Annotated in this window: 7 protein-coding genes; 3 read left to right on the top strand and 4 right to left on the bottom strand. The window is 44.8% G+C overall.

Annotated elements, in window-relative coordinates; translation table 11 throughout:
- Positions 1-127: 127 nt before the first annotated feature.
- The 4 genes from L3C95_RS12455 to L3C95_RS12470 form a co-directional block, all read right to left on the bottom strand.
- The gene (locus tag L3C95_RS12455; RefSeq protein WP_236387527.1) at positions 128-2,269 is read right to left on the bottom strand and encodes an outer membrane beta-barrel family protein; all 2,142 of its coding nucleotides are present in this window, start codon (positions 2,267-2,269) and stop codon (positions 128-130) included.
- A 126-nt stretch (positions 2,270-2,395) separates the two neighbouring features.
- A complete protein-coding gene (locus L3C95_RS12460) occupies positions 2,396-3,472 on the bottom strand; it encodes a helix-turn-helix domain-containing protein (RefSeq protein ID WP_236387529.1) in 1,077 nt (358 codons plus the stop codon).
- A 600-nt stretch (positions 3,473-4,072) separates the two neighbouring features.
- On the bottom strand, positions 4,073-5,038 hold the full coding sequence (locus tag L3C95_RS12465) for a helix-turn-helix domain-containing protein (RefSeq protein ID WP_236387531.1): 966 nt from the start codon (positions 5,036-5,038) through the stop codon (positions 4,073-4,075).
- A 10-nt stretch (positions 5,039-5,048) separates the two neighbouring features.
- Positions 5,049-5,813, bottom strand: coding sequence for an SDR family NAD(P)-dependent oxidoreductase (locus L3C95_RS12470; protein WP_236387533.1), 765 nt, complete (start codon positions 5,811-5,813; stop codon positions 5,049-5,051).
- 341 nt (positions 5,814-6,154) lie between these two features.
- Here L3C95_RS12470 and L3C95_RS12475 point away from each other — a divergent pair, with 341 nt between their 5' ends.
- The 3 genes from L3C95_RS12475 to L3C95_RS12485 all read left to right on the top strand — a co-directional run bounded on the left by L3C95_RS12475 (position 6,155) and on the right by L3C95_RS12485 (position 13,533).
- Positions 6,155-8,581 (top strand): TonB-dependent receptor, encoded by a 2,427-nt coding sequence (locus tag L3C95_RS12475; RefSeq protein ID WP_236387535.1) that lies wholly within the window; start codon positions 6,155-6,157, stop codon positions 8,579-8,581.
- A gap of 294 nt (positions 8,582-8,875) precedes the next feature.
- Positions 8,876-11,881, top strand: a complete 3,006-nt coding sequence (locus L3C95_RS12480; protein ID WP_236387537.1) for a SusC/RagA family TonB-linked outer membrane protein — start codon at positions 8,876-8,878, stop codon at positions 11,879-11,881.
- Positions 11,882-11,928: 47 nt separating this feature from the next.
- Complete coding sequence (locus tag L3C95_RS12485; RefSeq protein ID WP_236387538.1) at positions 11,929-13,533, top strand: RagB/SusD family nutrient uptake outer membrane protein; 1,605 nt, start codon at positions 11,929-11,931, stop codon at positions 13,531-13,533.
- The last annotated feature ends 33 nt before the right edge of the window (positions 13,534-13,566 follow it).

Consider the following 13,566-nt stretch of genomic DNA (forward strand, 5'->3'; position numbering starts at 1 on the left):
TTGCTTAAACGATGACAAACACCATCAAACAAACACAAAGAAAGTGCCCGTATCAAAACTAAGATACGGGCGCGCTGAAGTGTAAGGGAAATAGAACTTTCACAGACGTTAAATCGTTAAGATCCTCTTACAATCCTGCCCTGTTCTCTTCTTCGTTCTTATTCACCTGCTTTGCCCTGTAAGTAGATTTTCCGAAACTATAGTTAAGTGTCAGGACTACCCGCTGCTGGCCATACCAGTGAGACAGCTGGTTATTAATGATGTGTTTTTCCCTGAACACAATGGTGAAAGTGGTACTATTGAACATGTCATAATAATTGACCCGCGTATTCAGCTTCCCTTTCAGCCATGAGCGTTGCAGTCCCATATCCACATTCCATAGCGGCTTTGCGATATAGAGACTGATACCGCTGCGTGAACGATAGGAATAGGACACATCAAATGTGACGTTCTTAGGTAAGGTAACCACCTGGCTTCCCCTGATTGTAAAGTCTGTTACGCCTACTGCATAGGTAACGCCATGATAGGGAATCTGTTCCTTTCTGTAGTCGCTGCTGATATTGTGCTGCATACGCCACCATTTTGTAACTGTAAGGGGAATGCTGACGGTTATGTTGGCAAAATCTTTATGAGGCATGTTTTTACCAAGATATTCCAGCACATTGGTAACGGTATCATATTCCGGGTAGCGGAGCATAGCGTCTGTCTCCCGGCCGGCATTCAAAGTAAGCGTATACGACCTGATAGTGTAAGTTAAGGCCATCGTATTTGTTTTGGAAGGCAAGAGGTAGGGATTGCCCACTACATAGTTTAAAGGACTATTATAGAACCGAAATGGATTCAGCTGGCCAAACGTCGGCCGGGTGATACGGCGGGCAAAAGAGAAGCCTATCTGTTGATTTTCACTTATCGTGTAAGTAGCGCTTATACTGGGCAGCCAGGTAAGGTAATTCCGTTTAGTTACCTCGTTTTGTGTGATGGAATTGGCTATACTCCGGGTATGTTCTGCACGCAGACCGGCTGCAAGATCAAATTTCCCCTGTTTCCTTTCGTAAGACAGGTAACCTGCAGAGATATATTCATCGTAGTGAAAGTTGTTAGACCGTCCGCTATCGGGCGCAAAAACGTGCTCGGTCGTCAGTGTGTCATAATGAATGTTATTGCGGGTAGAGGTATAGACAAACTTACCACCCGTGCGGAAGATACCTACGCCGGTTTCCCGCGAAAGATCGGCCTGTATGGTACGGATACGAATGTCCTGCCTTAGTGCTGTTTTCCAGTAATCCAGCAGAGCCGCACTGATGACATCACTCGTTTGAATATCTTCCTGCTGCCGGGTATTGGCCTGTACATATGAGCCTAGTAGCTGCAACTGGGTCTTTCCCCACTGACCGGAGTAATTCAGGTTAACCAGATAATTTCGCTGGGTGGGGTTGTAGCGGTTCATACTTTGCGTGTTGAAAATAAGGTGCTGCCCCGTAGCATCGGTTGTATATAACGTATTGTATGCATAAGCGTTCCGGTTTATCAGGAAGCCGCGCAGCTGCAGTTCGATATGTTGGTTCTTTTTAAAGTTATAGTCCGCTCCCAGCTGATAACTGAAGTTATTATTACTGGTGGGCACCTTGTTATTCGTGGCCATGATATCTGTATTGGCCAGATGTTGCAGTGCCTGATACCGGTAAATAGTGGTCCCCCTTGTATAACCCAACCGGGCCATGTAGGTAAGTTTAGGCGTCTTGTAGCTGAGCTGCAGCTGATTATCGTTATGGGTATAGGCATTCCGCTGCAAACTGGTATTTATATTACCCCTCCAGCCCAGGGTCAGATCCTGTTTCAACCGTATATCGATAATCGCTTTATATTCTGCATCATACTGGGAGGAAGGGTTATTGATCAGCGCTATAGACGCGATCATGTCGGATGAAAGACCGGCGAGGTAGGTTTGTAGTGCTTCAGGGCTCATCAGCACCGGTTTGCCATCAATAAAAACTGTCGGAGTGATCCTCCCATACAGTAATAAGGCACCGTCCCCTCCTACCTCAAGGCCGGGTACCTTTTTCAGTACATCAAAACCGTTCGCTGCCGTTTTGAACAGCCGGTTACCCGCTACCGTCATCACCAGTTTATCGGCCTGTTGCCGGACCGCCGGAGGAGCGGCATTGATTTCTATGGCCTGCAACTGCCGGGTCTTAATGGTTGAATCCTGCGCCCGGGTAAACGGGCCAAACATTATAAGAAAACAAAAAAAAGAAAAGACTTTCGCCATCGACTATAGGTTTCCCCAAACCTAGTAAGGGTTCCAACACCGATGGTCTGCCATTGTAAATCAGGAGTCCGGATTTATAAATCCGGACTGACGACAAATCACAAATTTCAGATTTTCAACCAGTTATTAGTTAGTCGTTTTTAGGGTAGTTTCCTTAAAAAGTGCCGGAGTGGTATCCGTTACCTTCTTAAAGGCGGCATAAAAAGTAGACTTGGAGTTGTACCCTACCTCGTACCCGATAGCTTCAAACGTCAGATGTTCCTTGGTGGTTATCAGTTTACAGGCTTCGTTGATGCGATACTCATTAATGTAAGTAGAAAAGCTTTTGCCCAGGTTATCATTCAGCAGCTGGGATAACTGGTGGGCAGGGATATTAATGGCGCGGGCCAGGTCACTCAGCTTGAGATTAGGATCTTTATACAGCGCCTTATCCATGATGGCCTGTCCCAGTTTTTCGGCCCAGGCCTGGGCGTCATTGTCGGCTATTTTCTTCTTTTCAGGTTTGCCAAGGGATGTTGTTTCCGGGGCAGTGAGCAGTTGATCCATCCTGGCGCCCTTTACAAAAAAGAAAATGGTGAGATACAAGATGGAGGTGAACGTGATTCCACCACCTATATATATACCGTATACGTAGCGCAATAAGGCTAGCAGGTAAACCAGGTATAGCAGGCAGTTAGACCCATATACCCACAGCCAGAACTGCTCTGTTGCGTTTAAGCCGGAACGGTTCACCAAACAGGCTTTTAAGGTGCTTCGGAGCAAAAAACCGGTAGCTACTATGTAAACACCCCATACCACGTAAATGAGCTGGGCAACAAAGTGGTTCCATAAGTTGGGACATCTCTGATAGGGAAACACAGCGCCGCCTACCACAAGTACGCCCAAGAGCACGCTCCACTCCCGTTTCCAGCTGGCCGGTATTACAGTAAGCCTTCCCATTGCTGCCCTGAAAAAATAATACAGAGAAGGGCCGATGAGAAAACAGGCGGAAAGTCCTATCTGCAGATAAATCTTGGGGAGCTGGGGATTGAAATAGATGAAAACTGATTTAGCCACACGAATACTGATGGCCAGCAACAGGATACCCAAAAGAAGAAATGGAATAGATTTTCGCTTTTTATGCAGGATATAAAGTCCGAGTACCAGGCCGTTAAAAGCTCCCAGGGCACTAAGGAAAAACAGTATTTGCTGGCCGATATTCATATGGATGGGTGTTAAAGGGCTCAGACAAATATATATAATTAACGTCGACCTGCATCTCAGGGAAGATTACCTTATATTAGCCATTATTTTTATACTAAACGCTTAAAAATTGGCTGAAGACATACTTGACCTAACGTTCGAAGAAAGGGATATCACTCAGAGGAAAGCTTTCAATAAATTGAGATTGATACTATTCATTCTTGCTATCCTGGTATCACTACTGAGTACCATAGTTTGTTTTGTCACCATTCCGGATGGATCAACTTTAACCGAACCATCATTCTTGTCTGAATGGGAAGTACCTTATGCCTTAAGTCTGGCTATTTTGGTTATTTTTCCTTTAGTCTCATTATTGCTGTCTTTGTCCGCTGGTATTATTCCGTTTCGAAAGTTTAGCTACAAGCAAAGAGTATCGGTTATTTTTCTTTCGATATTGCTGATAATTGAAAGTATTGGCTTGTACCAACTAGTAATGGAATCTTTTACTTATTGAGGTGAATATATTAAACCACGATATTGTGGCTAAACCCTGTTCATCAATTAAATAAAATCCCTTTTAAGTCAAAGTCTTAAAAGGGATTTATTCGATTAATACAGTTCCTATGACCTGAACGCCACAGGCGAAAAAGAAGCCTGTTTCTTGAAGAAATTCGAAAAGTGAGCCGGATCATCAAACCCTAAAGTATAGGCGATCTCAGAAACTGTCCAATCTGTCTGTTTCAACAGGATCTTCGCTTCCTGGACAATCCGTTTAGTAATGATATCGGTAGTCGTCTGCCCCGTCACTTCTTTTAACACCTTATTCAGGTGATTGACGTGTACCGCCAGCCTGTCCGCATAATCTTTGGCTGCACGCAATTTGAGCCGCTGCTGAGGCGATTCTATCGGAAACTGGCGTTCCAGCAGTTCCACGAACAGAGAAGATATTCTTTCAGATGCGTTGTGAACAGGGTCGAGCGCAGCCATGGGCTGCAACTTCTGACCGAAGTGGATTACCTCCAGAACAAGATTACGCAACAGGTCATACTTGTATATGTAGTCGGAAGCCAGCTCTCTCTGCATCTTTCTGAAGATATACTCCAGCTCCGTCCGCTCTGCTTCTGATAGCTCAAATATTGGCAATGCTCCTGGCCGGAAAATCGGCAGTTCATCTACTACAACACCTACTTTATTCTTAGCTAAAAAATCTTCCGTGAAAATAAAGAACATCCCGGTCTGATTATCATCCTGGGGAATCCAGTGATAAGGGATCCTGGGTGTAGCAAATAGCAATGCGCCTTCGCGGATATCCACCACTTTGTCTGCATATTCCGCTCTGCTCTTTCCCCTGAGCAGGCTGACCTTGTAATAAGATCGCCTGCTGTAAGGCATGATACGAGAACCTGTCTTCTTATCAAACAGTTTCTCTATTTCGAATATGTTGAAATGTCCTACTTCCTTCTCGATCCCTGCCGGGTATTCGGCCTGCGAATTCTTATAAAAATCCGTTATTGATGATTTTGAGATCATATCCAGTGCACCATTTACCTTAAAGGTAGCACTTTTGTCAGATCTCCTTCTGACCATCCTCAGCATATCAGATGCGCATTCCACCAGATACTTCTATACGTTGGGCAGTGATCCACCTGGCATCGTCCGTACACAGGAAAGCTACCACCCCGCCAACATCTTCGGGTACACCTGCACGTCCCAGGGCTGTCATTTCCCTTACAAACTTGTTTACGTCAGGGTTATCCCTTACCACACCTCCGGAGAAGTCTGTTGCAATGGCGCCCGGTGCAATAACGTTCGATCTGATGCCTCTTGGCGCCAGCTCGGCCGCCCAGTAGCGCGTTACTGTTTCTATTGCAGCCTTCATGGAGCCATACGCGGAATATCTCGGAATCGTTACCCGGGTATGGCCGGAAGATACATTGATGATACCGCCTCCATCATTCATCAAACCTAAAGCTTCCTGTGTGAAGAAATAAACGCCTTTGAAATGTATATTCATTAATTCATCGAACATCTGTTCGGGTACTTCCGCAAAGGGCGCATTACGCCCGACGCCGGCATTATTGATCAGGAAGTCAAAGCCTTCTGCATTGAATCTATCCTTCAGCTCCCCTTTCAACTGACTAAAGAAACCTTCGAAGCTTTTAATATCGCCTGTATTTAATTGCAGGGCAGCGGCCTTCCGTCCATTCTGCTGTAACAGTTTTACTACATTCAGCGCATCTTCTTCCCTGCTATTATAGGTGATGATCACATCCATTCCTTTTTCAGCGATCCGGAGTGCCATGTCTCTTCCTAAACCACGGCCACCGCCGGTTATCAAAGCTATTTTACTTTTGCTTTCCATCTTGTTTATGATTTTGATGGAACAAAGTTCAGGCGGGATGCAAAATCCATCATTGAGGATATCAATCCATTACTTGCAAATTTCAAATAACGCTGATTTGGGGCAGGTCACCGCGGTATGGTTAGCCTGGCTTATATTTTTCATATTGCAATCACAAAAGCCTTACAATCAGGCTATCCCGTTATAAGCAAAACGATAAAGAAGGGCTAATAAACTTATCGTGTATCATTTTTTTTCCGCATTGCGAAAACCATTTTCCCAATTTGATAAATCATCCCCTGTTTCCTCATTTAGATTTGCGCCGCGTTCACAATATTCGATTCATCAGCTAATCAGCCTATATGTATACTAAATTTAACCAACTGTTCGGATTGTTATGTCTATTATGTGTCCTGCTTGCAGGCACACCAGCCTTTTCTATCAGCGAACCTCTTTCTGCCATTAAAGGAACCGTCATTACCGGCGACGGTAGTCCTGCCGCTTTTGTAGCAGTACAAATAAAGGAAAAGAACAGAGGTACCCTGACCAACGAAAAGGGAGAATTCCTGTTTAAAAGAATGCACGCAGGTCATTACACACTGCAGGTAATGCTGATCGGTTATAAAGTAACGACAAAGGAAGTGGATGTTGCACAGGACGAAATCGTTAATGTCACTATCCAGCTGGAAGCTTCCAACCAGCAGTTACAGGAAGTGATCATCAACAGTGCCAGAAATAAATATAAAGCAGATGCGGTATCGGGTTCCCTACGTCTGAAAACACCTTTGCTCGAGATACCACAGAATATACAGGTCATCTCTGCCAGTCTGCTGGCTGACCAGCAGACATTTGACATCGTAGATGGCATTACGCGCAACGTGAGTGGCGCCACACGTGTAGGACATTGGGATAACCAATATGCACAGATCCGCATGAGAGGTTCCAAGATCCCTGCTTTCCGCAATGGAATGAACATTGAAGCCAGCTGGGGTCCTACTGCAGAAGATGCAGCTATGATAGAACGCATTGAGTTCGTAAAAGGCCCTGCAGGTTTTATGCTGGCTGCCGGTGAGCCTGGTGGTTTTTATAACGTGGTTACTAAAAAACCTACCGGTATCACCAAAGGTTCTGCTAACATCAGCATGGGTAGCTTCAGTACCTACCGTGCGGCGCTTGACTTTGACGGTAAACTGAGCAAAGATGGTAAACTGCTGTACAGATTGAACGTTGCCGGTCAGCAGAAAGATTTCTATACAAAATACAACTACAGCAACCGCTATCTGTTTGCTCCCGTACTAAAATACCTGGTAGACGATAAAACATCCATCACAGTAGAATATACTTTCCAGGGCTCGAAATACCTTGGAAATGGTAATTATCAGTTCTCCAGAAATAAACTGCTGGATGAAGGCATTTCCAACGACTTCTTTTACGGAGATCCATCCCTGGAGCCTGGCCGTCTCAGAGATCATAGTGCTTACGTTTATTTAGATCACCAGCTGAATGACAAATGGCAGGCGCATGCACAGGTTGCTTATTTTAACTTCAGCATGGTAGCCAACAGTGTATGGGCCGATACTGTGGGTAGAAATGGTAATATGAGCCGCTACTTCAGTATTGGTGATGAAGCTGGTGAAAACAGGTTTGCACAGATGTCACTGTCAGGAGAGGAATATACCGGTAGCATCCGTCACAGGATCCTGACTGGTGTTGACATGGGTAACAAGAAGTTCTGGGGCGACTTCCGTACACTGGAACCTCAACTTCGTCTGAAAGACTCCATCTTCAATGTGTACCATCCTGTATATGGTATTCCGTTCGACTCCATTCCTGTTATAGACCGTTCACAGAGTGTAAGGACCAGGGCCGGAGCAAGCGCATATATTTCATCTGTGAATTATACATCTGTATATGCACAGGATGAACTTGGCTTCTTCGACAACAGACTGCGTTTATCTCTGGGACTGCGATTCACTTATGCAGAAACTGTAGGTAAAACTAAAGCAGCCGAAATAAAAGATAACGTATTTTCTCCCCGCGTAGGTCTTAGCTACTCCATTGACAAGTCAACTTCTGTATATGCTTTGTATGATCAGTCGTTCGTACCTCAGTCAGGACTGGATTCAAACCTGCAGGCATTCGAGGCTATCAGAGGTAATGACATCGAAGCGGGTATTAAAAAAGAATTCTTCAATGGTCGTTGGGTAGCATCATTAACTGGTTACCGTATTGCCCGTCAGAATGCGAAGGTAGCACTGGGTATCAACGACAGCCGTGGTGCTCCCGTATCTGTCGCACTGGGTGAGACTGTTACAAAAGGTATCGAAGCAGATGTCAATGGTGAAATCGTACCCGGCTTAAACGTAAATATCAACTACGCCTACACTGATTCCAAAATAAGCAAAGATGCTCCTGGCAAACCGGAAGCAACATCAACTGTAGGTAACATTACACCCAATACTGCTGCACATGTTACCAACGGCTGGCTATCTTATCGCGTGGGTCATGGCGCGCTGACAGGCTTTGGTGCTTCTGCCGGTATCCAGTGGCAGGCAGAGCGTGCTGTAGGGACAAATACCAGGAAGTCTAACATTCCTAACTACTTCCGTACAGACGCAGGACTGAACTATTCGAGAGGAAAATACACTGTCGGCCTTCTCGTAAACAACCTGCTGGACGATCGTAAACTGCTTACTGCAGCATCGATTCCAACAAATGCATCCGGTTATTATAGTTACATCGTAGAACCTCGCCGAAACTTCCGTATGACAATAGGTTACCGCTTCTAAAAAAGATAGTTGCTATGCAATAAAATAGTGACTACATAAAAAAGTGCGATTGTTGTTTAAGCAGCAATCGCGCTTTTTTTTATACATACTCAATCAAGTACCCCGCCTCTCCACTTCATATAATATATAGACCACTCATCCCAGCTTTCCCTACCCTATTTAAAGGAATTGTTATGCTATTGTAAAGTGCTTTGATCGATGGATTCCTTGTAGATACTTTTGCATTTCCATAGCTATGGTTCTTTGACATATCAGCATCTATACTCCTTCAGCAATCCTTAACAATTAAACTACATGAAGAGAATGTATTTTTTAAAATTAAGGTCATTCTGTAGCGTTGCAGGTAAAGCATTTCCTGCTTTATTCTTCGCAATGTTTCTGAGCTTTTCTGCTTTTGCTCAGACGAATGGCACTATTAAAGGTATAGTAACAGACGAGAACAATGCACCTCTCCCCGGTGTGACTGTTTCCGTCAAAGGAACCAGTACCGGAACTATTACAAATGCAAACGGGGCCTACACGATTGTAGCAAAAGGCCCGGAAGATGTGATCCTGTTTACATTAATGGGATCTCTTCCAAAAGAAATTACTGTCGGAGACAAAAAAGTGATCAATGTAACATTAGTAACGGATACAAAACAATTGAAAGATGTAGTGGTGATCGGTTACGGCACTGCAAGCAAAAAAGATGTAACAGGCTCAATTACGACTATCAAGTCAGAAGAATTTAATCAGGGTGTACTCACTACTCCTGCTGAATTATTACAGGGTAAAGTAGCTGGCCTCAACGTGACGAAAAGCGGTGACCCTAACGCAGCTCCGGCTGTAGTATTAAGAGGTCCTTCCACCATCCGTACCACCGGTGGTGCGATGGAACCGTTCTATGTAATAGACGGTGTACCGGGTGCGTCTATTGACCTGCTTGCGCCGGCTGATATTGAAAGTATCGATGTATTGAAAGATGCTGCAGCTACGGCTATTTATGGCGCCCGTGCAGCCAATGGCGTAATCATCGTTACTACCAAAAGAGCAAAAACAGGTCAGACAAGACTTTCCTACAACGCGTATGTTGCCATGGAAGAAGTGTCCAAGCAACTGGACATGCTGACGGGTGATGAGCTGCGCGCATATCTCAAAAAGAATGGCCAGACCTTAATTCCCGACCTGAATGATGACGGTTCCAACACGAACTGGCAGAAACTGGTGGAAAGAAAAGGTTATTCCCATAATCACAACGTTTCTTTCGGTGGCGCCAATGCTACTACAGACTATGGTGGCAGCTTCAACTACCTGAAGAATGATGGTATTCTGAAGAACACCTCCCTCGAGCGCACTACTATAAGAGGCTATGTTACACAGCGCTTCTTTGACAATCGCCTGCGTTTAGGTCTGGCTGTTACCAACAGCCACACTAAGAGCAACGACATTGTGCAGACACAGGTGCTTTCCAATATGTTATTCTATCTGCCAACCGTAAGTCCCTTCAATGCGGACGGTACATATAAGGAATATTATGCAAGAACCGGTAATGGCACACTGAATCCACTGTCGCTGATCGACAATAACTTCATCAAAACGGATGATAACAAAACATTGATCACAGGTCTGGTACAGGCTGATATTTTCAAAGGGCTGAAATATACTTTATCACTGTCTTCTCAAAGGAACCAGAACAACTATAACAGTTATTACAACCATGCTTCAGGCCTGGCTGTTAACCTGAACGGTGTGGCTACAAGGAAGGCTTATCAGAATACAAGTACTGTAGTGGAATCTTATTTCAACTACGACAAAACTTTCGGCGCCAATACCATTAAATTGCTGGCTGGTTATACTTATCAGCAGGACCGTACTAATGATGGTTTCGGTATCACCACCCAGAATTTCTCTAATGATGCTTTGACTTATAACAACTTATTCCTGTCAAATCCGGCGAATACGTCGCAATTAGCTTTCGACAATAATCCGATCTCTACCCTCAGGCTTATCTCTTACTATGGTCGTGTGCAATATTCGTATGCCGATAAGTACCTCTTCATGGCTTCATTGAGGAATGATGGTTCATCAGCATTCGGTATCAACAATCGTTGGGGATATTTCCCTGCAGTTTCTGCAGGCTGGAATATCAGCAGTGAGCCATTCATGAAGAATGTTGACCTGATCACCGTACTGAAACTGAGAGCAGGTTATGGTGTGTCTGGTAACAGTGCAGGCTTTAACGCATTCTCTTCCCTGTTGATCTATGGTACACCAGCAGGTAACTCCAAGTTCCTGTACAATGGTAATGTTACCAATGCGATCGGTCCGGTGCGTAACGATAACCCTGATCTGAAATGGGAAGCTACAGCTACTACCAACATCGGTCTGGACTTCGGTATGTTGAAAGACAGGATAAGCGGTTCGATTGATTACTATATCAAGAAGACTTCTGATCTGATCTATGATCAGTATCCGGTATCTACTACACAGTACTTCGTACCAACTTATACTGCCAACGTAGGTAGCATCAAGAACAGTGGTATAGAGCTGGCATTGAGCGCTACAGTTGTGAAATCGCACGGTTTCACCTGGAGAACGAACCTCAACCTGGCGCACAACAAGAACGAGATCACCAATCTCTCCAACGAAAAATTTGCTATTAACTATATCCAGACCGCACAGCTGGGGGGTAAAGGGCAATCTGGTAACTACAGCCAGATCATCCTGCCTGGTTATGCTTTAGGTACGTTTAACCTGTGGCATTACCTGGGTAAGAACGATAACGGCGTAAGTACTTATCAGAAAGCAGATGGCAGTGTTACTGCAACACAGCCCCTCACCACAGATGCGAAACTGGCAGGCAATGCTCAGCCAAAGCTGATGTACGGATGGAGCAACAATTTCTATTATAAGAACTTCGACCTGAATTTCCTGGTGCGTGGCGTATTAGGCAATAAGATCCTGAATGCTACACTCGCAGGATTGAACAACCCTGTTGATTCAAAAATTCAGAATATCCCGCAGTTCACTACAAATGAGTCATACAATGACATCAACGGCTACCTGATCTCTGACCGTTTCTTAGAAAGCGGCTCCTATCTGCGTCTGGATAACCTGTCACTCGGTTATACTTTCAAACCACGTACGCAGGCAGTAAAGAGCATCCGTTTCTATGCTACCGCCAATAACCTGTTCGTGATCACCAAATATCGTGGTATAGATCCTGAGATCAATATCGGTGGTGTTACTCCTGGTATTGACAATAATAACTTCTATCCTAAAACACGTACTTATATCGTTGGTCTGAGTGCTTCATTTTAATTAAGGAAATGAGTGTTCCATAGGGAACAATAAAAAAATATTAACGGATGAAAAAGAAAAATATATTCATCACTGCGATTGCAGCACTTGTTACGGTTAGTGCCTGCAGGAAATTAGATGTAGATGTTGAATCACAATATGTAAACGGCAACTTCCCTTCCACCTCCCAGGATTATGCTGCTTTACTTGGTACTATGTATACAAACCTGGCCTCCAACTACGCTATCGCCTATTGGCGTATGCAGGAGCTATCTACAGATGAAGCGATCATTCCAGCCCGTGATGGTAACTTCGATGATGGTGGTCAGTACAGGCAATTACACTATCATACCTGGACATTTGATCATCCGAATGTGACCGGTATCTGGCAGTGGGGTTTCGGCGGTATCAACAACTGTAACCGTCTGATCAATCTGACGACCGCCTCCAACGTAGACACTACCACTAAAGCAGCCAATATTGCTGAAGTAAGAGCGATACGTGCGTTGTATTATTTCTTCATGATGGATACTTATGGTAATGTGCCGCTGATCACTGACTTTCCGGTAGCTACTTTACCTGCCACGCAGGAAAGAGCCAAGATCTTCGCATTCATTGAATCAGAGCTGAAAGCTATCGCACAACAGCTGCCATCTAAATCGAGCAATGCTGCTACCAATGTATTGCAGTATGGCCGTCCTACAAAAGCAATGGCATTTGCCCTGCTGGCAAAGATGTACCTCAATGCATCTGTTTATTTAGGGGCGGGCAATGACCGTAATCAGGATGTTGTTGCTATGGCAGACAGTATCCAAAACAATAAAAACTACTTCCTGGATGGCAGGTTCCGTGACATCTTCCTACCGAATAACGGTCCGCAGATCAACGAGACTATCTTTGCTATTCCTTACGATCAGCAGATACCTGGTAATCAGTTCACCCGTTTCGGCTTCTACTATTACCTGGCGCAGGCTTACGGATTTAATGTTGGTCTGAGTATTGCGATGAGCACCACACCTGAATTCTATAACCGCTTCAACCTGAACGGCGATGTAAGGAACAATACCTGGCTGGTAGGCCCTCAATATTACCCTGATGGTAATGGAGGCTTCACTAGTCAGCCGGTATATTATCCGAACAGTAATACCCAGGTTGTGATCACGCCAGACCTGGTACTGGTACCACCCAAACCAATGGACCTTGGCAATACACAGGCCAGCCAGGCATCAGGTGTACGTTCCATTAAGTACTATCCTGATCCTGCCATTATCCAGGCTACCCGTCTGAATGGTAATGATGTACCGGTATTCCGTCTCGCAGACATATACCTGATGAAAGCTGAGGCTATTTTACGTGGTGCAGCACCAACCACTGTCAATGGCGCATTGCAAACACCTGATTATTTGGTTAACTTGCTGCGCGCCCGTGCCGGCGCACCTCCGGTTGCTGGTATTGACCTGCCGGGATTATTGGATGAACGTGCCCGTGAACTATCCTGGGAGGGATGGCGCCGTAATGACCTGATCCGCTTTGACCAGTTTGAAAAAGAATATCCTTTGCCAAACGATAACCTGAGCATGAATAAGGATACCAGAAGAAGACTCTATCCTATTCCTATTACGGAAATCAGGCTGAATGGTAATCTGAGACAGAATCCAGGTTATGAGCAATAATTAAAGGATTGCAGATACTAAATAATAAAAGAT

This window comes from Chitinophaga filiformis, assembly GCF_021646545.1.
In the GTDB taxonomy this organism is placed as follows: domain Bacteria; phylum Bacteroidota; class Bacteroidia; order Chitinophagales; family Chitinophagaceae; genus Chitinophaga; species Chitinophaga filiformis_A.

What these genes read in the sequence shown, in the direction of transcription:
- L3C95_RS12460 (WP_236387529.1), bottom strand. Translation starts at nt 3,472, where the DNA reads ATGAATATCGGCCAGCAAATACTGTTTTTCCTTAGTGCCCTGGGAGCT.
- L3C95_RS12475 (WP_236387535.1), top strand. Translation starts at nt 6,155, where the DNA reads ATGTATACTAAATTTAACCAACTGTTCGGATTGTTATGTCTATTATGT.
- L3C95_RS12455 (WP_236387527.1), bottom strand. Translation starts at nt 2,269, where the DNA reads ATGGCGAAAGTCTTTTCTTTTTTTTGTTTTCTTATAATGTTTGGCCCG.
- L3C95_RS12480 (WP_236387537.1), top strand. Translation starts at nt 8,876, where the DNA reads ATGAAGAGAATGTATTTTTTAAAATTAAGGTCATTCTGTAGCGTTGCA.
- L3C95_RS12470 (WP_236387533.1), bottom strand. Translation starts at nt 5,813, where the DNA reads ATGGAAAGCAAAAGTAAAATAGCTTTGATAACCGGCGGTGGCCGTGGT.
- L3C95_RS12465 (WP_236387531.1), bottom strand. Translation starts at nt 5,038, where the DNA reads ATGGTCAGAAGGAGATCTGACAAAAGTGCTACCTTTAAGGTAAATGGT.
- L3C95_RS12485 (WP_236387538.1), top strand. Translation starts at nt 11,929, where the DNA reads ATGAAAAAGAAAAATATATTCATCACTGCGATTGCAGCACTTGTTACG.